Source organism: Actinomycetota bacterium (assembly GCA_035765775.1).
Classification (GTDB): Bacteria; Actinomycetota; CADDZG01; order JAHWKV01; family JAOPZY01; genus DASTWV01.
Window position 1 is genome coordinate 50557 of record DASTWV010000059.1, and the last position, 18797, is coordinate 69353.

The 18797-nt window shown below is 72.1% G+C and carries 21 protein-coding genes; 8 read left to right on the forward strand and 13 right to left on the reverse strand.

Features of this window, described 5'->3' with window-relative positions; all coding sequences use genetic code 11:
* Nucleotides 1-4: 4 nt before the first annotated feature.
* Both VFW71_13945 and VFW71_13950 read left to right on the forward strand, forming a co-directional pair.
* On the forward strand, nucleotides 5-229 hold the full coding sequence (locus tag VFW71_13945; protein HEU5003859.1) for an antitoxin: 225 nt from the start codon (nucleotides 5-7) through the stop codon (nucleotides 227-229).
* A complete protein-coding gene (locus VFW71_13950) occupies nucleotides 220-642 on the forward strand; it encodes a PIN domain nuclease (GenBank protein ID HEU5003860.1) in 423 nt (140 codons plus the stop codon). The genes VFW71_13945 and VFW71_13950 overlap by 10 nt, the downstream gene beginning before the upstream one ends.
* A 55-nt stretch (nucleotides 643-697) precedes the next feature.
* Here VFW71_13950 and VFW71_13955 read toward each other — a convergent pair whose 3' ends face one another.
* The 4 genes from VFW71_13955 to VFW71_13970 all read right to left on the reverse strand — a co-directional run bounded on the left by VFW71_13955 (nucleotide 698) and on the right by VFW71_13970 (nucleotide 8300).
* Nucleotides 698-877, reverse strand: a complete 180-nt coding sequence (locus VFW71_13955) for a hypothetical protein (protein HEU5003861.1) — start codon at nucleotides 875-877, stop codon at nucleotides 698-700.
* Between the two features lie 212 nt (nucleotides 878-1089).
* On the reverse strand, nucleotides 1090-1551 hold the full coding sequence (locus VFW71_13960; GenBank protein HEU5003862.1) for a YjbQ family protein: 462 nt from the start codon (nucleotides 1549-1551) through the stop codon (nucleotides 1090-1092).
* A gap of 11 nt (nucleotides 1552-1562) precedes the next feature.
* Nucleotides 1563-2678 (reverse strand): MFS transporter, encoded by a 1116-nt coding sequence (locus VFW71_13965; protein HEU5003863.1) that lies wholly within the window; start codon nucleotides 2676-2678, stop codon nucleotides 1563-1565.
* A gap of 570 nt (nucleotides 2679-3248) precedes the next feature.
* Nucleotides 3249-8300 (reverse strand): putative Ig domain-containing protein, encoded by a 5052-nt coding sequence (locus tag VFW71_13970; GenBank protein ID HEU5003864.1) that lies wholly within the window; start codon nucleotides 8298-8300, stop codon nucleotides 3249-3251.
* 134 nt (nucleotides 8301-8434) lie between these two features.
* Between VFW71_13970 and VFW71_13975 the strand changes: the two genes are divergently transcribed.
* A complete protein-coding gene (locus VFW71_13975) occupies nucleotides 8435-8992 on the forward strand; it encodes a hypothetical protein (GenBank protein HEU5003865.1) in 558 nt (185 codons plus the stop codon).
* Here VFW71_13975 and VFW71_13980 read toward each other — a convergent pair.
* From VFW71_13980 to VFW71_14020, 9 genes are all read right to left on the reverse strand, one after another.
* Nucleotides 8967-9614, reverse strand: a complete 648-nt coding sequence (locus VFW71_13980) for an ACT domain-containing protein (protein HEU5003866.1) — start codon at nucleotides 9612-9614, stop codon at nucleotides 8967-8969. The genes VFW71_13975 and VFW71_13980 overlap by 26 nt on opposite strands.
* Before the next feature lie 39 nt (nucleotides 9615-9653).
* The gene (locus VFW71_13985) at nucleotides 9654-10178 is read right to left on the reverse strand and encodes a hypothetical protein (GenBank protein HEU5003867.1); all 525 of its coding nucleotides are present in this window, start codon (nucleotides 10176-10178) and stop codon (nucleotides 9654-9656) included.
* Between the two features lie 8 nt (nucleotides 10179-10186).
* Nucleotides 10187-10594: a type IV toxin-antitoxin system AbiEi family antitoxin domain-containing protein gene (locus VFW71_13990; GenBank protein HEU5003868.1), complete on the reverse strand. Its 408-nt coding sequence runs from the start codon at nucleotides 10592-10594 to the stop codon at nucleotides 10187-10189.
* Between the two features lie 96 nt (nucleotides 10595-10690).
* Complete coding sequence (locus tag VFW71_13995; GenBank protein HEU5003869.1) at nucleotides 10691-11230, reverse strand: GtrA family protein; 540 nt, start codon at nucleotides 11228-11230, stop codon at nucleotides 10691-10693.
* Nucleotides 11231-11534: 304 nt separating this feature from the next.
* On the reverse strand, nucleotides 11535-13244 hold the full coding sequence (locus VFW71_14000; protein ID HEU5003870.1) for a YceI family protein: 1710 nt from the start codon (nucleotides 13242-13244) through the stop codon (nucleotides 11535-11537).
* Nucleotides 13235-13666, reverse strand: coding sequence for a YceI family protein (locus VFW71_14005; GenBank protein ID HEU5003871.1), 432 nt, complete (start codon nucleotides 13664-13666; stop codon nucleotides 13235-13237). Before VFW71_14005 ends, VFW71_14000 begins: the two co-directional genes overlap by 10 nt.
* A 122-nt stretch (nucleotides 13667-13788) precedes the next feature.
* Complete coding sequence (locus VFW71_14010; GenBank protein ID HEU5003872.1) at nucleotides 13789-14193, reverse strand: twitching motility protein PilT; 405 nt, start codon at nucleotides 14191-14193, stop codon at nucleotides 13789-13791.
* Nucleotides 14190-14438: a hypothetical protein gene (locus VFW71_14015; GenBank protein ID HEU5003873.1), complete on the reverse strand. Its 249-nt coding sequence runs from the start codon at nucleotides 14436-14438 to the stop codon at nucleotides 14190-14192. The genes VFW71_14010 and VFW71_14015 overlap by 4 nt, the downstream gene beginning before the upstream one ends.
* Nucleotides 14439-14483: 45 nt before the next feature.
* Complete coding sequence (locus tag VFW71_14020; GenBank protein HEU5003874.1) at nucleotides 14484-14624, reverse strand: ATP-binding protein; 141 nt, start codon at nucleotides 14622-14624, stop codon at nucleotides 14484-14486.
* Between the two features lie 245 nt (nucleotides 14625-14869).
* Here VFW71_14020 and VFW71_14025 point away from each other — a divergent pair, with 245 nt between their 5' ends.
* The 5 genes from VFW71_14025 (at nucleotide 14870) to VFW71_14045 (ending at nucleotide 18797) form a co-directional block, all read left to right on the forward strand.
* Nucleotides 14870-15166, forward strand: coding sequence for a hypothetical protein (locus VFW71_14025; protein HEU5003875.1), 297 nt, complete (start codon nucleotides 14870-14872; stop codon nucleotides 15164-15166).
* Nucleotides 15167-15386: 220 nt separating this feature from the next.
* Nucleotides 15387-15932: a hypothetical protein gene (locus VFW71_14030; GenBank protein ID HEU5003876.1), complete on the forward strand. Its 546-nt coding sequence runs from the start codon at nucleotides 15387-15389 to the stop codon at nucleotides 15930-15932.
* A gap of 4 nt (nucleotides 15933-15936) precedes the next feature.
* Nucleotides 15937-16902, forward strand: coding sequence for an FAD:protein FMN transferase (locus VFW71_14035; protein HEU5003877.1), 966 nt, complete (start codon nucleotides 15937-15939; stop codon nucleotides 16900-16902).
* On the forward strand, nucleotides 16899-17447 hold the full coding sequence (locus VFW71_14040) for a ferric reductase-like transmembrane domain-containing protein (GenBank protein ID HEU5003878.1): 549 nt from the start codon (nucleotides 16899-16901) through the stop codon (nucleotides 17445-17447). The genes VFW71_14035 and VFW71_14040 overlap by 4 nt, the downstream gene beginning before the upstream one ends.
* Nucleotides 17448-17450: 3 nt before the next feature.
* Nucleotides 17451-18797: an NADH-ubiquinone oxidoreductase-F iron-sulfur binding region domain-containing protein gene (locus VFW71_14045; GenBank protein HEU5003879.1), complete on the forward strand. Its 1347-nt coding sequence runs from the start codon at nucleotides 17451-17453 to the stop codon at nucleotides 18795-18797.

Here is an 18797-nt window from a genome sequence, read left to right on the forward strand (position 1 = left end):
TGTGATGGGTATGGATGTCCTGGTGCGAGATGTTCCCGATGAGATTGTGGCGGCGCTGGACGAGCAGGCCTCGCGGCTCGGCATCTCCCGGACCGAGTATCTGCGGAGGCGGCTCGGGGAACTCGCCTCGGGCTCAGCCAGCAGAGTGACGCTGGCGGATCTGAAGCGGACTGCACGAACATTCCAGGACCTGGACGACCCCGACGTCATGCGCGGTGCCTGGGGTTGAACGGTTGGCTGATCGACAAATCGGCGTATACGCGCCTCCAGATCAGCCCCGATGCTCAGAACTGGGCGAACCGGATCCAACGCGGGCTGGTTCGCATATCGTCGGTCACCCGACTGGAGATCGGGTATTCCGCCCGGAGTGGCATTGAGCTGCGGGCGGACATCCGGATGCCCCCGCTTGCAGCCATGCCGACGGAGTATCAGACGCCGGCCGTCGAAGACCGAGCCATCGAGATCCAGCTCCTCATGGCCGATCGGGGGCTGCACCGAGCGGCGTCAGTACCCGATCTGATTGTCGCCGCCACTGCGGACGTCGTGGGCCTGACAGTTCTCCACTTGGACAAGGATTTCGACTTGATCGCTGAAGTCAGCGGTCAGGAGATGGAGCGTCTCCGGGTGGCGCCCATCCGGTAGTCCCCGGTTCTCGGGCCGGAGGTCCTACGCCCAGAACGCGTCCCTCGACTCGTCATCATCGGCGAGCAGCCGGAACTCCGTCGCCCTTGCCGTCGGGCAGATGCCACACGTGCACCTGCCTGCCGCTCCAGGTGCGCCCGTCCGGGCGCAGGCCGCCCGCGGAGATGAGGACGGTGGCATGCGCATCGTTGGCAAGGAGGTCATACACCTCCTCATGGAAGGTTCCTCCGCTCATCTCCCGGAGCCGGCGGAACACGCCGGGCGAATGCGGGCTCGGCGATGTAATCGCCGCTGAGCGGGTTGTGCCCCGGCATGTGCCAGACGATCTGGTCGTCGAGGATCTCCCCCACCGCCGCCAGGTCGCCTGCGGCAACCGCCGCCTATCCCCGGCGCAACAGCTCGATGTTGGGACGTTCCGACACGGCAGCCCCCTTCTGGAGCGGAGCCCTACTCCCCCAGCACCTTGATCACGAGGCGCTTGCGGCGCTGGCCGTCGAATTCACAGTAGAAGACCTGCTGCCAGGGGCCGAGGTCCAGGCGCCCGGCAGTCACCGGCACGATCACCTGGTGGTGCATCAGCAGGTTCTTCAGGTGGGCATCGCCGTTGTCCTCACCCCCGGCGTGGTGGCGGTAGTCCCCCGGGTCGGGCAGGAGCGCCTCGGCGACCTCGTTGGCCGGCGGCTGCCAGCTGGGGGGCGCCACCTTGTCCAGCCACTCGAGGACGTCTTTGTGCAGACCGGGCTCGTCGTCGTTGATCCACACCCCGGCGGTGATGTGCATGGCGGAGACCAGGACCATGCCCTCGGCGATGCCGGCCTCGTCCACCGCCTTCTGCACGTCGGCGGTGATCCGGACCAGCTCCCGGCGCCGGGGCGTCTGGAAGGTCATGTACACGGTGTGCGACTTCACGGGGACCGACTTTACTGACTTTGCCGGAGGGCCTGCGGGCGACGCCGGAGCAGCACCGAGACCGCCAGGATGACCAGCGCCACCAGCACGACGCCGCCGAGCGCCCAGGCGGCGAACACGGCGATGACGCTCACCTCGTCCGCCATCCCGGCCACCGAGGTCACCGTCGCCCGGGCAGGGCCCTCGATGACGTCCTGCAGGCGGGCGTCGGCCAGCACGAGGACAAGGCGGTAGAGGAAGTAGAACGCCGCCACCCCGGCGAGCCCCCAGGCCACGTGCAGTACCCCAGCGGCGCCCAGGATCACAGCGCCAAGACCCAAGGGCCATGCCGCACCCCAGCGCTCAGGCGAGGCCCGGCCCGCCCACCAGGCGCCGACGGCACCCGCCAGCGGGATGCCCAGCAGGGCAACGGGGATCGCCACCGTCGGGATGCCCCAGGCCCGGGCCAGCAGGGCGAAATACTCCTCGATGGCGTCCAGCCCGGCGAGGGCAGCCAGCACGATGACCGCCCGGCGCACATCGGGGCTCGCCCCCACCTCGCCCAGCCCCGCCCGCATGGTGGCGAGGAACTCACCCCCGAACTCACCCCCGGCCGCGTCACCCCGGGGCGCCTCGGGCAGCGTCAGGGCCAGCGCTGCCCAGGCCAGGCACATCCCGACCGACACCCACCCCACCAGGGCGAACCCCCCGGCGACAAAAAGCGCCGTGGCCGCCCCGGCGGCGGGGATCTGGGCGAGCAGCTCGATGCCGGTCACCCGGCCCCGCACCCGGGCGTAGCGGTCGGCCGCCCCGGCGGCAGCGAGGCCGTCGTACAGGAGGGCCTGCAGCGACCCGGTCATCAGGGTGCCGGACACGCCCCACAGCACGAACCCGGTGGCGAAGCCGGCGTAGGAGGGCCGGACGATCCAGGTGCCGAAGGCGAGGGCCTGCCCGACCCCGGCCAGCGCCAGCGCGCCCCGGCGGGAGAAGCGGTCGGCCAGGACCCCGGTGGGCACCTGGCAGGCGATGCCGCAGACCGACCAGATCACGAACAGCCCGGAGATGGCCGCCTGCGACAGCCCGGCGTGGGCGAACAGCAGGGCGTAGAGCGGGTAGAGCGGGATGACGTTGGAGATGAGGGCCCACACCAGCAGACGCCGCTCGAGCCGGCGGGCAGGCTCAGCCGAAACGCCGTGGCGGCGTCAACGTCGGTGCATGGAAGAAGGATACCGCTGGCTGATGCAGCCCCTCGACAACCAGAACGGACCGTCTGCGCCACTGCATCCTCCGATGGAATTTGATCCCGACGACATTCGGACCTTCGCCCACCGGGACCGCTCGGCGGTGCAGGAGCTGAAGTCTCGCTACTGGCGGGACTTCACCGAACAGCGCGGCGCGGTGGCCGCAGTCCGGATCGCCGATGGCCTGGGGTGCCAGTTCCAGGCTCCACCCGGACTGGCCGACGCCCGAGGATCGCGAGGCCGACCTAGCAGTGCACATCCGGGTGGGTGAAGGCCTCCGGCAAGTCAGGCCGGGACATGACGGATGAGGCCATCGTGGTTCTCTCACCCGGGCCTTCGAGCGCAACGGGATCCGCCGACGTGGGCGCCCCCCTGACATGGACCTCAATCGGGGTCCGCCGGCTGCTGTAGACCCTCGAGGAGGCGTTGGACCGCAGCGACCTCCTGCCCCACCGTCGGGGCGAATAGCAAGGCCCCTCAGTCGCTGAACATCCCCACGATCGGTTTGTTCAGGTGGATGGCGCCCGCCGAGCCGTGGAAGCCGGCGTCGCCGTAGGAGAACAAGCCGCCGTCCGACGCCACTTCCCAGTACCCCTTGCCGTCAGGGGTGGTGGACAGGCCCACAATCGGCTGGTTCAGGTGGACGGCACCCGCCGAGCCGAAGAAGCCGGCGTCGCCGTAGGAGAACAGGCCCCCATCCGAGGCCACCTCCCAGTAGCCCTGCCCGTCCGGAGCCACGGCCATGCCCACGATCGGCTGGTTGAGGTGCACCGCGCCCGCCGAACCGAAGAAGCCGGCGTCACCGTAGGAGAACAGGCCGCCGTCGGAGGCCACCTCCCAGTAGCCCTTGCCGTCGGGCGTCGCGGCCATGCCCACGATCGGCTTGTTCAAATGGATGGCCCCTGCCGAGCCGAAGAAGCCGGCGTCGCCGTAGGAGAACAGGCCGCCGTCGGAGGCCACCTCCCAGTAGCCCTTGCCGTCCGGGGTCGCCACCATGCCCACGATCGGTTGGTTGAGATGGATGGCCCCTGCCGAGCCGAAGAAGCCGGCATCGCCGTAGGAGAACAGGCCGCCGTCGGAGGCCACCTCCCAGTAGCCGTCCCCGGTGCGCTGCGGCCCGGGCACCACGATCACGATGGTGAGGCTGGGCGTCGTCACCCCGGCCCCGACCGCATTGGCGGCCTTCACGGTGAAGCTGAAGGCCCCCGCCGCCGAGGGTGTCCCGCTCAGGGCGCCGCTGGACGCCAGCGCCAGCCCGGGCGGGAGCTGGCCGGATGCCAGCGAGAAGGTGGGCGCCGGGTAGCCGCTGGCAGTAAACGTATACGTGTACTGCGCCCCCACCACCCACACCGGCTGCGGGGTGTCGGCGGTGAACGCCGGGGCCTGGCCGACCGTGATGGCGAGCGTCGGGGTGGCTGCCGACCCGCTCGGGTTCGTCGCCGCCACCACGAAGCTGTACTGCCCGCCGGCGGTCGGCGTGCCGGACAGCACGCCCATGGTCGCATCGAGTGCGAGCCCGGGGGGCAGCTGGCCGGACTGGACGGCGTAGGTGGGCGCCGGGGAGCCGCCGGCGGCAAAGGTGTAGGCGTAGGCCGTCCCCACAGTCGCGGTGACCGGGGGGGAGTCGGCGGTGAAGGCGGGGGCGTTGGTGACCATGATCGTGAGGCTGGGCGAGGTGGCGCTGCCCACCGTGTTGGTGGCCAAAACGGTGAACGTGAAGGACCCGGCGGTGTTCGGGGCGCCGGAGAGCACCCCGGCCGCGCTGAGGCTGATCCCCGGAGGCAGGGAGCCGCCCGCCACCGAGAAGGTGGGGGCCGGGAACCCGCTGGCGGCGAAGGTGTAGGAGTACGCGGTCTGGATGGTTGCCGGCGACGGGGGCGTGTCGGCCGTGAACGCGGGGGCCTGGGTGACCGTCATCGTGATCACCGGGGTCACCGCCGTCCCGAAGCTGTTCGTGGCGGCCACCGTGAAGCCGAAGGCGCCGCCCGTCGTCGGCGTGCCGGACAGCGCGCCCGACGAGGCCAGGCTGAGCCCGGTGGGCAGGGTGCCGCCCGCCAGCGCAAAGGACGGGGCAGGCGATCCGGCGGCGGTGAAGGAGTAACTGACCGCGGTCCCCGCCGGGGTGGTTGCCGGCGGGGTGTCGGCGGTGAATGCCGGGGCCTGGCCGATGGTCATCGAGATCGACGGCGTGGTCGCGGTCCCGCTCGAGTTGGTGGCCGCCACGGTGAAGGTGAACAGCCCGGCCGCCGTCGGCGTGCCCGACAGGACGCCCGAGGCGTTCAGGCTGAGCCCGGTGGGCAGGGTGCCGCTCGCCAGCGAGTACGTGGGCGCCGGGTTGCCGGCGGCGACGAAGGTGTAGCTGAACGCCGTGCTGACCGTCACCGTCGGCGGCGGGGTGTCGGCGGTGAATGCCGGGGCGTTGGCGATGGTGATGGTATGGCTGGCCGACACCGCCGTGCTCCCGACCCCGTTGGAGGCGGCCACGGTGAAGGTGAAGCTGCCCAGGGAGGTCGGGATGCCGGACAGCGTCCCCCCGCTGGTAAGGCTGAGCCCGGGCGGGAGCTGGCCGGCGTTGACGACGAAGGTGGGCGCCGGGTACCCACTGGCAGCGAAGGTGTACGAGTAGGCGGAGTTCATCGCCCCCGACGCCGGCGGCGAGTCGGCGGTGAAGGCGGGGGCCTGGCTGACCGTGATCGTGAGGGTGCCACCGGTGGCGGTGCCGGCCGAGTTGGTGGCTGCCACGGTGAAGCTGAACGGCCCCCCGGCGGTGGGGGTGCCGGACAGAACACCGGCGGCGGTGAGGACCAGCCCGGGCGGCAGGGACCCGGTGGCCACCGAGAAGGCGGGGGCGGGGAATCCGCTCGCCGTGAACGTGTAGGAGTAGGCGGTCCCGGCAGTGGCGCTGGAGGGCGGTGATGCGGCGGTGAGGGCCGGGGCCTGGGCGATGGTCACCGGCAGGGAGGGGCTGGTCACCTGCCCGGCGCTGTTGGACGCCGAGACCGCAAAGGAGTACTGGCCACCGGTCGTGGGCGTGCCGGACAGGACGCCGGTGGTGGCGTTGAGGCCCAGGCCGGGCGGCAGGGACCCGGTGGCCACCGAGAAGGTGGGCGCCGGCGACCCGCTCGCCGTGAACGTATAGGTGTACGGGGTGCCGACGGTCCCGCCCGGCGGCGAGTCGGCGGTGAAGGCCGGACCCTTGGTCACCTGAATGGTGAGCGAGGGCGTCGTCGCCGTGGCGACCGAGTTCGTCGCCTTCACCGTGAAGGTGAACGACCCGCCCGTCGTCGGGGTACCCGAGAGGACGCCGCCCGGGCTGAGCGACAGGCCGGTCGGCAGCGACCCGGTGTTGAGCGCGAACGTCGGCGCCGGGAACCCGGAGGCGGTGAAGGTGTAGCTGTAGGGCGCCCCGGCGCTGGCGTTGGGCGGGGAGTCGGCCGTGAAGGCGGGGGCCTGGTTGACCGTGATGCCCAGCGACGGCGTCGTCGCCGAGCCCGCCGAGTTGGAGGCCTTGACGACGAAGCTGTAGGTGCCGCCGGTGGTCGGGGTGCCGGACAGCACCCCGGTGGCGTTGAGCGTCAGGCCGGGCGGCAGCGTCCCGCTGGTGAGCGAGAACGTCGGCGCCGGGCTGCCGCTGGCGGTGAAGCTGTACGAGTACGCCGTCCCGGCGCTCGCCGGCGTCGTCGGGGTGTCGGCGGTGAAGACCGGGGGGGCGGGGGGACACAGGTCGGGGACCAGGGTCCCGGCGATCGGGGAGCCCAGGCCGGTGGCCAGGTCGAAGGCGGTGGTGGCCGGGTAGTCGGTGCCATGGCTGCCGACATAGGCGATGTTGCCCGAGGTGACATCGTTGAACGCGCCCCCGGCGGCGGAGGCCCGGTAGAGGGCGGCGTTCACCGCGCCCAGCGTGGTGCCACAGCTCTCGTTGGCCAGGGCGATCACCGTCGCCCACAGCGGGGCGGCGGCGCTGGTGCCGCCGAGCGACGACCACCCCGACGGGATCCCCGAGTCGGTGCCGGTGTAGTAGATGACGTAGCCCTCGAAGGGGTCGCTCGAGGCCGAGACATCGGGGATCTCCCGGCAGAAGGACCCCGACACCGCCCCGCACGGGGAGCCGCTCGAGAAACCGTTGATCACGCCCGTGCCGGTCTGCCAGCTCGGCATGGTCCACAGGGTCGAGATACCGCCGCCGCCGGCGCCGGACTGGGTGTGGGACTCGTTGTACGCCGCCTCGGTGGGTGCCGGGCCGATGGCGGTCAGCTTGGTCCCGCCCACCGCGGTCACGTTGATCTGCGATGCCGGGTCGGAGACCGCCAGGCTGGTGTCGGGGGTGGCGGCGTTGGGGTCGTAGCAGGCCTCGGCCCCCTGATCGCCGGTGGCGGACAGCACGGTCTGGCCCTGCAAAGCCGCCTCGCTGAAGAGCGTGGCCTCGGCGCTGGTCAGGCTCATGGAGCCGCCCTGCCCCGCCAGGGACTCGCACAGGCCCCAGCTGGTGGAGACCACCTTGGAGGTGTCGTCGCTGACGATCTTCGAATACACGTTGTAGATCCCCTGCCCGGTGTTCACCCCTTCGTAGACCTTGATCGCCGCCTGGGGGGCCAGGCCGATGACGTCCTCGATGTCGAGCGTGGACTCGACGGTGCCCGGCGAGCTGCCCGACCCCCCGTCCACCTGGGTGACCGAGATCGAGGTGGCGGTGCCGAAGCAGGTCTGGAAGGTGCTGATGTCGGTGTTCGAGAAACCGGCCAGCTCGAACAGGGCGATGCTCTGGCCGGCGCCCAGGTCGTTGCTGGCGTACAGGCTGCCCAGCCCGTAGGCGCTGGCCAGCTGGGCGGGGACGAAGGCGCCGGCCTGCCCGGCGGCCGTCGTGGCCGCGCTGCACGCCTGGGGGCCGGCGGCGGCCGGGGTGAGGATGGCCGCGGGGCTGGCCGGGGCCCTCGCCTTCTGGGCCGGGGCCCACTGCGGGGTGGCCTGCGCCAGGGTGTCGAGGCCCAGGACGGCGCTGATGGCCGGGGCGACCGACACCGGGATTTGGGGCGGGGCGGTGTTCACGTAGGCGGACCGCCCGGTGCGCAGCCGGGCGGCCCGCTCGTGCGGGGCGAGGGCCGCCTCGACCGTGGAGGCCGGGGCGTCGATGGCGAGCGACAGGTGGTTGGCGGCCACCCGGGCCCCAGTCAGGCCCTGGGCCTGGAGGGCGTCGGTGACCTGGGCGATCGTCGCTGGGGAGGCGCCGAACTGCTGGGCGAACTGGACGGGCGTCAGGTAGTGGCCATACCGCGGACTGCCGGGCGTGGAGACCGCCTGGACCTCGGCGGCCAGCGCCCCCGGGTTGCTCGGCTGCAGGACAAAGGTGAGGTGCACCGGCGTCGATCCGGGGAGGGCCGCGCCCAGGCTGGCCCCGGCGGGCAGGGCCGGCGGGGTACCGAACGGGGTCTGGGCCTGGGCCGGTGGTCCGGCGGATACAACCAGTGTCGCCGCCAGGAGCGCTGCGACGCCGGCCGCCCCGAGGCGAGCTCTCAAGGAAGTGCTGTGCATCAAAATCCCGACTGTAGCCCAACTACGCCTTCAGGACAGGCGTTAGGGAAGCTCCATCGAAGGTACCATTGACCGGAGCGGAACGCCGGGATTCACCTGGTTGCGGGTGGCCCGAGGGTCCGGGGAGGCCATCGATGACGCGGTGGAAGGCAGCATGCGGCCTCGTATCGGCGGCAATCCTTGCGGCCGGCTGCGGGCATGCCGCGGTGCGGCCGGGCGGGCCCGCCGTTGGGCCGCCCACGGCCCCGGCTCCGTCCAGCCCGGCCCCGTCGCCGAGTGCCCCGGCGGTGACGATCCCCAGCCCTGCCCTGCCGCCCCCATCGCCGTCGGTCGGCGTGCATTCCTCCCCGGCGGCCACCCGCAGCCCGTCCCCAACCCCGGTGGCCTCGCCCGTTTCGGTCATCCAGCAGTCCGACAGCGGGAAGACCTTCACCGTGAAGGTCGGGACCTCGGCCCAGCTCCAGCTGCCCGAGACCATGCACTGGAGCCCGCCCCAGGTGGACACCCCGGCGGTCTCCGTGACGCCGGTGACCTTCCTCCGGGACCCGGGCTACCTGGCCTGGACCGTGCGGGCGGTGGCGGCCGGGCAGGCGAGGATCACCTCGGCCGGCTCCCCGAACTGCTCCCCGGGCATGGCGTGCCCGATGTACGTCATCGAGTTCCGGGTCACGATCCAGGTGTCCCCCGCATAGCGGCGGGCAGGAGGAGTGCCGCTCCGGCCGCGATCTGGGCGAGGAGGCGGATGTGACGGAGTTCGGACAGCCGGAAGCGGGGCCCCCGCTCCCGGCCGAGCAGCAGGCCGGCGGACGCCCCGAGCGGGGCGGAGGCCACCTCCAGGCCGGTGTCGCTGCGCCACGGCCCCCGGTCCGGGTTCACCCAGGCGGCGGGCAGCCGGGCGAGCGTAGGAGCCCCGATGCTGGCCGCCAGCGTGCGGGGTGGGTCTTCGGTCCGGTCGAAGGCGATGGCCCAGGAGGCACCGAGGGCGTCGGGCAGGTCCTCGACCAGGTGGGCGACCGCCTCGGCCCCGGCATCGGCCAGGCGGGCGGCCAGCTCCAGCGGCTCGAGGACGTGGCGGAAGGCCTCGAGCGGGCGCACGTACTCGACCGCGAAGCCGGGCACCTCCTCCCCCGCCCGCCGGAGGGCCTCCTGCATGCCGTCGGGGGCCTCGACCCGCAGATCGTCCACCGCCACCCCGTCCTCGCTGTCGATGACGTCGAGGGTCAAGATGTTCACCCCGCCCTTGCCGAACGCCGAGGCGACCCGGCCCAGCGACCCCGGCACGTCGGGGAGCGAGATCCGCAGGACGAAGATCACGGCGCCCACCTCCTTGATCGGAATGGTAGGCCCCGTACGTTACGCCCCGGCAACGGCCCGTGCGCACAGATCCTCGATGGTCTGCAGGATCTCCCGCCAGACCGCCTCCGGGTTGTGCTCGATGTCGTAGGTGGTGATGTAGAGCAGCCACCAGTGCTGGCGCATGAGCTGGTTGTTGCGGACCTGGTCCGCCGACCAGTCCACCAGCTGGGAGTGGTGGAGGTAGCTGACGACCTCGATGGCGAGCCGGATGAGGACGAAGGCGAGGTCGATCCGACGCCGGGTGCCGTCCGGGAGCAGGATCTCGTACTCCTGCACCCAACCCTCGAGGGCAAGCTGCCTGACGATGTCGACCAGGCGGGCCTGATACCAGCTGTCGGGATGGTTCTTGCGGCCCTGGCGCTCGGCAATGAGCTGAGCGGCGATCTCCCGGCCGGCCTCGTTCGGGCCGATCGCTTCGAGGCGCTCGGCGAGGTACTTGAGCGTCGTCCGGCGCAGGGCAGGGACGTGATCGGTCACCTTGCCCGCCAGCTGGGGGACCAGGACGGCGGGCAGGTCCAGCACGGTCCGGGTCAGGGAGGTCGCCGGGACCCCGAGGGGCGGGAGCGATCGACTGCGTCCAACCTGGGCAGGAGCCGGACCGTCACTCCCTCGACCGTCCGGGCCCGGGTGCGCCGGACGATGGCGATCTCCACCTCCTCGAACTCCCCGATCGGGAGCCCATACAGGCGGGCGGCGGTGCGCAGGTGGGCTACGGCCCCGGAGCGAGCAAACGTGACGGCCTTGACGGACTGCTCGTAGGTCTTCGGGGTCCCTCCGATCCGGTACACCCCTCGACCGAGGGTCTCCCATCGCCCCTTCGCCACCTGGCGGTGGATGTCGGCGGACTTCAGCCCCCGCTCTAAGGCCTGGCCACGGGTGATCAAGCCGTGCTGAAGCTCAGCCCGGCTGAGGATCGCGGTCTGGATCTTTTTGTCCACCCGCACAGTAAAGCAAGCAGGTATGACATTCCTCAGCCTTACTGCGCTGCTCTGGCGCGATATCTCCATAGTGGAGACATCGCGCCACGGGTGCCCCTAGTGGGCGGGGCCAGCGGGCAGTTCCTCCGTCAGTTCGGCAGTCAGGTCTTCTGGCTCGAGGAGCTCGTCGCCTAAAGCACCGGCCCGGGCCGCCGAGCGGTCCTTGAACAGCCACCGGTCGCAGAGCACGAACTGGAAGATCCACAGCAGCCCGAACGTGCCCACGTTGGTGGCCCCGGCCGCCGCCGCCCGGCCCAGGTGGCTCCAGTGCTGGGTCCACACCCCGACGAGGGCGACATTGATCGTGGACCAGGCCAGGCCCAGGAGAGAGAGGCCCCAGAACGGCAGCATCTCCTTGAAGAGAGAGCGCTGGCCCTGGCGGCTCCAGACCCACCGGCGGTTGAGCTCGAACGACGGGATGGTGGCGAGGCAGGTGGCGACGATGTTGGACCGGCCGGGCGGGAGGTTCATGAGGCCCACCATGATCCCGAGGACCGTGAGGCTCGTGACGGTGGAAACCACGGAGACCGCCGAGTAGCGGAAAAGCTTATGGAGCTTTTCCCTGTACCGGGTCCAGAGGGAAGTGAGCAGGTCCATGCGGGGGCATGCTACCCCGGACCGCTTCAATCGAGGCTGAAGCTCTCCTGGGAGCACGCCCAGTGCGTCGACGGGGACGATGGGCCCCCGCTGTGAGGGTGCGCCGGCGGCCGCCGAGCCCGAGCCCGCCCCACCCGCACCTTGATCATCGCCGGGGAGGGAGGGCAGGACGCCGGCCCGGAAAAAATTTTTCTGGGAGATGTTTACCCCTAAGGGCGGGGGGTAGAGCACAAGATACCCCCCCACGCGTGGGAGGCGGACTCTCGGGCCCGCCCCCCACGCGTGTTTCTTTTCCCTGACTTTCCTACTCCCCCTCGACCTCCGCCCAGGTGAACGTCACGACCCCCGCCGGCTGGCTGGTCACCGCCAGGGTGGCGGCCATCGAGGTGCCCCCGGCGTCCTCGCCGGTGTCCCCGGTCGGGTTGACCGCCGCCCCCATCACCAGGGTGCCCACGGTGCCGAAGTTGTCCAGGATGCCGTGGCGGTGCCCCCAGCATCCGGACCCGCCCCCCTTCGGGCAGTCGAGGTTGCCGCTGCCGATGCCGTCGTCGTACATCCACCCGTACACGGCGTCGAGCCCGTTCGAGGAGCCGCCCGCCCACTCGGTGTCGATGACGTCGTAGGCCTTGCCGGGGTCCGGCGGGTCGTTGGCGTCATCGGCCCCCTTCTGGGCGTTGGCGTTCAGGGGGGCGGTCAGCTCGGCGAACGGCCGCAGCCCGCGGTCCACCCGCTCGAGGTTGACCGCCACGAAGAGCTGCTGGGGCACCGTGAGCCCGGCGTAGTCCGCCGGGAGCACCATGGGCTTGACCCCCTCGGCCCTCCGGGCGTTGTTGAGCGCCGACAACACGTTGGTGAGGCAGGCCGGCGAGTTGTCGATGCCGGCGGCGCAGGTCTGGGTGAAGTCGGGCGATGCCGGCACCGTGGCGGGCGGGTCCTCGATGTGGGTGGCCGACTCGTTGGCGGGCAGGGCGGTGCGCGGGGCGAGTGTGCCGGCGGCGATGTCGGCCTTGGCCTCCTCCCAGGTGTAAGCGAGCTGGCCGGCGGTCCCGGTGCCCGTGGTGGCAAGGATGGCGGCCAACGACGTCCCGCCGACGTCACCGGCGGTGGTGTCGGCCGCCGGGCTGAGGGCAGCCCCCAGCACCCGCACGCTGTGGCCGGAGCCGTCCCCGCCGAAGCTGTCCAGCAGGATGTGGCGGTCCGCCCAGCACGAGGACTGGCCCGCCCGGTCGCAGCCGTCGATGCTCCCCGGCCCGTCGTCGTACATCCATTCGAAGTCGGCGTCGAGGGCGTTGGCGATGTCGCCGATCCACTCGGTGTCGGCATCGGCGTAGGCGGATCCCGGGCCTTTGGGCAGCCGGCCAGCGGAGGCGGCCGTGGCGGCCGAGTCGTTCAGGGCTGCGCTGAGCCCGGCGAAGGGCGCCAGGCCCCGGTCCACCCGCTCGTCGTTCACGGCAATCAGGAGCTGCTGGGGCGGGCTGAGCCCTGCATAGTCGGCCGGCAGGGCCATCGGCGGGACGTGCTCCTTGTGCCGGGCGTTGTCGATCGCCTGCAGGGCCACCTGGAAGCACTCCACGGAGTCGTCCGGGCCGGAGGGGGCGCAGGCGTGGGTGTAGTCGGGCGCGGGTGACACCGAGGCCGAGGGGTCCTTGATCCGGGTGGACGACGTGGTCGTGCGGGCACACGCCGCCGAGGCGAGGGCGAGGGCCAGGAGCAGTGCCGGCGCGCGCGCTGGTCCGATCCGTCTCCCCACGCGTTCAGCGTACCTGGGGTACCTGGGAATCCGTTCCCGGCTGGCGGGCATGAAGCCGATGGTGAACTCCAGGAGGCCGTTGTCGGCAGTGGTGACGAAGGGCGGGAAGCTGGGATTGGAGATGGTGTAGTCCGAAAAGGCGATGGGGATGTCGCCACTCACGGCGATGGTGGAACCGCTCTTCTTGATGCTGGCGGTGAAGGTCACGGTCTTGGTGGTGCCGTGCAGGGTCAGCGACCCGGTGACCTGCCGGGTCACGACCACCCCGTCGGCCGGCGTGCTGCCCAGGACGATCGGCGACGTGATCGTGAAGCCGGCGTCGGGTACTGGGCGACATCCATGATCCGGCCCCGGAACTGGTTGTCCCGCTGGGCCTGGTCGCTGGTGACGGTGGCGAGGTCGGTCGAGAAGCTGGCCTGGGTGACACTTCCCCCGGCGACGGTAAGGGACCCGGTGATCGAGCTGGTCCGCCCGGTGGCGCTGGTGGTCGCTGGGCTCGGGTCCCCGGTCGGGCTGGCGTCCGCGGTCGGGCTGGACGGTGCGGAGGTGGTGGGAAAGCTGTTGACGGTCAGCGGGGCCTGCGTCTTGTCGAAGAAGTGGATGTAGATGTACGGGATGCCGACAAAGCCGAGGGCCAGCACGACGATCGCCCCCACGGCCAGGTAGACAGCACGTTCGCGCTTCATGGCTCAGGAGCCTCCTTGATCAGGTGAGCCCCATGCTCGCCACCGCAGCTCAGAGGTTGCTCAGAGGCGGCTGGGGAGCGGGGCAGGGTTGTGCGGCGCCCCGCTGGGCCTTGCGATGCGCTTCAGGGCTTCTCCACCCGGAGATGCGGTTGGTCGGCCAGCAACCGGCGCAGATCGCCTGGGTCCGTCGTGAACACCACACCGGCGCCGGCGTCCGCCGCATGCGCGGCAACGATCGCGTCGATTCCGCTCGGTGGGCGGCGCCCGGAGTCCCGGGCGGCCGCGTACCGCAGGGCACCTGCATGCCGGGCCAAGGGCTCGTCGGTCGACGTTGTGCCGAGCCGGCCGATCACCTGATTGGTGGGCGCGTCGGAAGGTCGGCCGGTGATCGCCTCGGCCAGGACCACGGCCGGGATGATGGGAGTCCATCCCCCTCGCATCAGATTATCGAGGAGGGCGCGGAACTCCTTGTTCGAGACCGCCTGATCGATGACGCCTGAGTCGAGCACGACGGCGGGCCTGGTCATCCCTCGACGGCCGCCCGGAGCCGGTTGGCCCGCTTGGCTGCGCGGGCCTTCACGTCGATCGGCGTCGGGTCGGTGAGTTCAAGCTCCTCGAGGAGGGCGAGCAGCGCAGCGCGGCGGTCATCGCGCTCGAGTTTCTCCTCTAGGGCAGCGTCCATGTACGAGGAGAGGCCCCGCGGTCCGGCGGCCCGCTTGGCCCGTTCGAGTGCCCCGGCCTGCAGCGTTACCGACACTTTCCGAGTCGCCATCCCGCCATGGTAGCGCCTGGCCCGGTGATATCGCCTAAGTATCGCCTAGACGCTCGACCCTGAGGCGAGCGGGATCGACACCGAGAACGTCGTTCCCACCCCGTGCTCGGCGCTGACGCTCGCCCCGCCCCCGTGCGCCTCGGCGATCGATGCCACGATCGAGAGCCCGAGGCCGGCCCCGCCCATCGCCCGGGTCGGCCCTTGCCCACCCGGTAGAAGCGGTCGAAGACGTGCGCGGCCGGGTCGGCGTGCATGTCCCTCAGCGTCGGCGGCCTTGCTCAGGATTCTCTCAGAGCCACCTCGGGCGCCCCTCAGCCTTCGCTGTGGCAGCTGGGCCCATCCCCCGAGCTTCATCTGAGCGTCCTCTGAACCAACCGGCCCATCGTGGGGTCATCGCAGATCCCCTGACCAAGCGACGTGAGAAGGTACCGATGCGCCGCCACCCCGCCAAACAGGCTCGCTTCGCCGCCGTCATCCTGGCGGCCTCCGGATTCGTCGCCACGGTGTGCGGGCTCGCTACGACCTCCTCCGCCCGGCAGGAGACCGGCACCACCGGCAGCATGGGCACCACCACCGGTAACGCGACGGCCGGCAACACGGCGAGCAACGGCTCCACGGCCAGCTCCGGCGCCACAAGCGACCAATCCACCTCGTCCCCGTACGCCGCCACCCCCACCCGGGCGTCGTCGGGCAGCAGGTCCGGAGTGACGACTTCTCATGCCAGCTGAGAACCGGCCGGCGGCCGTACCCGAACCCCGGTGCGGGGCGGTAACCCGGGCAATACGGCAGGTCCCGCGCCGTCCGAGAGGAGGTCCCGTGCCACGCCCCGTCCGCCCCACCGACCGCCCGGCCTGGGTGCCACCCGCTACCCCCGGAACGCCGAGGCCCGGCCCCGGCCGGGGAGCCCAGCCCCTGCAGCCGCGTCAGCCACTGCAGCCGAGGCAGCCGGTGACCGGGCAGCGTCCCGCCCCTCTGACGACCCGCCCCGCCCTGCTCCGGCGCCACGCCGCCCAACAGGCCCGCCTGGTCACGGCGATGTTGTCGCTGGGCGGTTTCGCCGGGATGGTCACCGGGTTGGCTGCCGCCCACCCGGGATCGGGCACCCCCGCGGCCTCGACGCAGCCCGCCACCCCTGCGCAACCCGCCAGCGCCTCCGCTGCGGTGGCGCCCTCCCCACGTCCCGCCCCGAGCCCGACAGTTGCCCCCGTGACGGTCCACATCCCGGCGGCGGCGATCCCGTCGCCGGCGGCCACCCGGGCAGCGGTGACTGCCCCCCGGCCGGCCGTGGTCGGCGCCCCCATCACCCGGGCACCGGTGGTCAGCGCCCCAGCCACCAAGGCTCCGGTCGTCACGACCCCCACAACGGCCGCCGCTCCCGCCCCGGTAGCGGCTGCTCCGGCCACCACGGCACCCGTGGTCTCCAACGCACCAGCGGTCACCGCGCCCACCGTCACCACCGTGACCCGGCCCACCACCCGGACCTTCGCCAGCTGACGCCATGGAACGCCTCGACTTCCGGGTGATGGGCTCCGACGCCACCGTGGTGGTCGTCGGCGGGCCGGCAGGCCTCGCCGAGGCCGCCCGCGACCGGCTGGACGACCTCGAGGCCCTCTGGAGCCGCTTCCGCCCGGACAGCGAGATCAGCCGGCTCAACGCCGCCGGCGGCGCACCTCTGGCGGTGTCGCCCGAAACCGTGCAGTTGGTGGAGACCGCGGTCCGGGCCTGGCACCTGAGCGACGGCGCCTGCGATCCCACCGTGCTGGGCGACGTCCTCCGGTCGGGCTACACCACCAGCTTCGAGCGCCTTGCCGTGCAAGTGACGCTCCCCGGCTCCGAGCTGCGCCTCGGCGCCGGGGGCATCCGGGTCGCGGCCGGCACAGTGCGTCTCCCCGCCGGCGTCGGATTCGACCCGGGCGGCATCGGCAAGGGCCTGGCGGCCGACATGGTCGTCGGGGAGCTGCTCGCCGCCGGCGCCGAGGGGGCGTGCGTGAACGTGGGCGGCGACCTCAAGGTGGCCGGGCACGGGCCGGGCGACGAGGACGAGGGCTGGGTGATCGGCGTCGATGCGATCCCCGATCAGCCCGGGCCGCTCCTGGGCCTCGCCCGGGGCGGGGTGGCCACCTCGAGCCGCCGCAAGCGGCGTTGGACCAACCCCGGCGGCACGAGCGCCCACCACCTCATCGACCCCCGCACCGGCACCCCCGCCGACACCGGCCTGGCCACGGTGACCGTCGTCGCCGCCGAGGCCTGGCAAGCCGAGATGCTCGCCAAGTCGGTGTTCCTGGCTGGCCCCGAGGCCGGGGCCGTGGTCCTCGACCGCATGGGTGCCGCCGGGCTGCTGGTCACCGACGAGGACGCCGTGCTCACCACCTTCGCCCTCGACCAGTTCCTCCTGCCCGACCCTGGACCCGCTCCCCTATTCGACCCCCATCCCGATCCCAACTGTGTGGAGGTGCGGCTATGAACTCCCAGCTGTGGTGGTACGCAGCCCGCTCGGGCGGGCTGGTGGCCTGGGCCCTCCTCGCCGCCTCGGTGCTGTGGGGCCTGGCGATCACCACCCGGTTCGCTGCCCGGCTGGGCAAGCCGGCGTGGTTCCTCGACCTGCACCGTTTCCTTGGGGCCGGCGCCCTGATCTTCACCGGCGTCCACGTGGTCACGATCCTGCTGGACACCTACGTCCATTTCGGCCTGGCCGAGGTCCTGATCCCCATGACCGGCACGTGGCATCCCGGTGCGGTCGCTTGGGGCATCGTCGGCCTCTACCTGCTCGCGGCGCTGGAGATCACCTCGCTGCTGCGCACGAGGATCTCGCCCCAAGTGTGGCGGGCGACCCACTTCCTCAGCTTCCCGCTGTTCGTCTTCACCACCATCCACGCCCTCACTGCGGGCACCGACCGCCACTCCCCCATCCTGGTGTGGGGCGTGGTGGCGGTCTGCGCCGGGGTGACAGCCCTGACCGCCCTCCGCCTGGCAGCACTGTCCGGGCGGCGGGCCCTGAGGAGTGCCTGAGCCATGCCCACCGCCCTCGACTTCCGCACCCGCCCGGGCGCCCCGCCCGCCAATTTTGGAACCAATGGTGGAACCCGCCCCCCGGCCCCAGCGGAGAACGGATTCCGGCTGCTGGCCCACCTCCCGCCGGGCGGCGGCTGGACAAGCCTCGCCGAACACCGCACCCGCTACCCGGCACCGCCCGCGGCCACCAGCCGGCCGCTGACCGCCCTGATCGACGAGATCGAGCGGGCGGGACTGCGGGGGCGGGGCGGGGCCGGCTTCCCCACGGCCACGAAGATGCGCAGCGTGGCATCGGGTCGTGCACGACCGATCGTCGTGGCCAATGCGACCGAGGGCGAGCCGGCCAGCTACAAGGACAAGCTGCTGGCGACCGTGCAGCCCCACCTGATCATCGACGGTGCCCTGTATGCCGCCGCCGCGGTGGGCGCCGACCAGGTCCTCATCGGGGTGGACCGCACCGCCCCGGCCGCCGTGGCTGCGCTGCGCCGGGCGCTCGATGAACGGGCCCGGGTGGAGCGCTCCGGTGTGACGGTCCAGGTAGTTGAGACGCCCCCCGGCTACGTGTCCGGAGAGGAGTCCGCCCTGGTCCACTTCCTGAACGGCGGAGCGGCCCTCCCCACCGCCTCCCCGCCCCGGCCCTTCGAGCGGGGGGTGGCCAAGCGACCGACCCTGGTCAACAACGTCGAGACCCTGGCCCACGTCGCCCAGATCGCCACCCGGGGTGCCACCTGGTTCCGCTCGGCCGGGAGCCCGGACGAGCCCGGGACGATGCTGGTCTCGGTCAGCGGCGCCGTGGCCCGTGCCGGGGTGGCCGAAGTGGCGCTCGGCACGCCCTTGGCGCGCATCATCGAGCAGGCGTGCCCCACCACCCCGGCCGCCGCCGCCTTGGTGGGCGGCTTCTTCGGCACCTGGGTCCCCGCCTCAGGCTTCAGCGCCCCCCTCAGCCGGGCCGGCCTCACCCCCCTGGGGGCCGCGCCCGGCGCCGGTGTGCTGATCGTCCTGCCCGAGGGGGCGTGCGGGCTGGCCGAGACCGCCGCCGTCCTTCGGTGGTATGCCGCCGAGGGGGCCGGCCAGTGCGGCCCGTGCGCCTTCGGCCTCCCCGCCCTCGCGGCCGAGGCGGCGGCGCTGGCCCACGGGCCGGTCCCGGCCCAGGGCCTGGGCCGGCTGCAGCGCTGGGGCGGCGAGATCGAGGGCCGGGGCGCCTGCAAGCACCCGGACGGGGCGGTGCGCCTGCTGCGCAGCGCGCTGCGCATCTTCGCCGCCGATGCCGACGCTCACCTGCACCGCCGTCCGTGCCGGGGCAGCCTCGGCGGCCGCGTGATCCCCGTACCCGGACCGAGGAGGTAA

Coding starts and splice junctions, on each gene's coding strand:
- VFW71_13955 (HEU5003861.1), bottom strand. CDS start 877: ATGAGCGGAGGAACCTTCCATGAGGAGGTGTATGACCTCCTTGCCAAC.
- VFW71_14045 (HEU5003879.1), top strand. CDS start 17,451: ATGCCCACCGCCCTCGACTTCCGCACCCGCCCGGGCGCCCCGCCCGCC.
- VFW71_13975 (HEU5003865.1), top strand. CDS start 8,435: ATGACGCGGTGGAAGGCAGCATGCGGCCTCGTATCGGCGGCAATCCTT.
- VFW71_14035 (HEU5003877.1), top strand. CDS start 15,937: ATGGAACGCCTCGACTTCCGGGTGATGGGCTCCGACGCCACCGTGGTG.
- VFW71_13995 (HEU5003869.1), bottom strand. CDS start 11,230: ATGGACCTGCTCACTTCCCTCTGGACCCGGTACAGGGAAAAGCTCCAT.
- VFW71_14025 (HEU5003875.1), top strand. CDS start 14,870: ATGCGCCGCCACCCCGCCAAACAGGCTCGCTTCGCCGCCGTCATCCTG.
- VFW71_14010 (HEU5003872.1), bottom strand. CDS start 14,193: ATGACCAGGCCCGCCGTCGTGCTCGACTCAGGCGTCATCGATCAGGCG.
- VFW71_13945 (HEU5003859.1), top strand. CDS start 5: ATGGGTATGGATGTCCTGGTGCGAGATGTTCCCGATGAGATTGTGGCG.
- VFW71_14015 (HEU5003873.1), bottom strand. CDS start 14,438: ATGGCGACTCGGAAAGTGTCGGTAACGCTGCAGGCCGGGGCACTCGAA.
- VFW71_14020 (HEU5003874.1), bottom strand. CDS start 14,624: ATGGGCGGGGCCGGCCTCGGGCTCTCGATCGTGGCATCGATCGCCGAG.
- VFW71_14005 (HEU5003871.1), bottom strand. CDS start 13,666: ATGAAGCGCGAACGTGCTGTCTACCTGGCCGTGGGGGCGATCGTCGTG.
- VFW71_13970 (HEU5003864.1), bottom strand. CDS start 8,300: ATGCACAGCACTTCCTTGAGAGCTCGCCTCGGGGCGGCCGGCGTCGCA.
- VFW71_14040 (HEU5003878.1), top strand. CDS start 16,899: ATGAACTCCCAGCTGTGGTGGTACGCAGCCCGCTCGGGCGGGCTGGTG.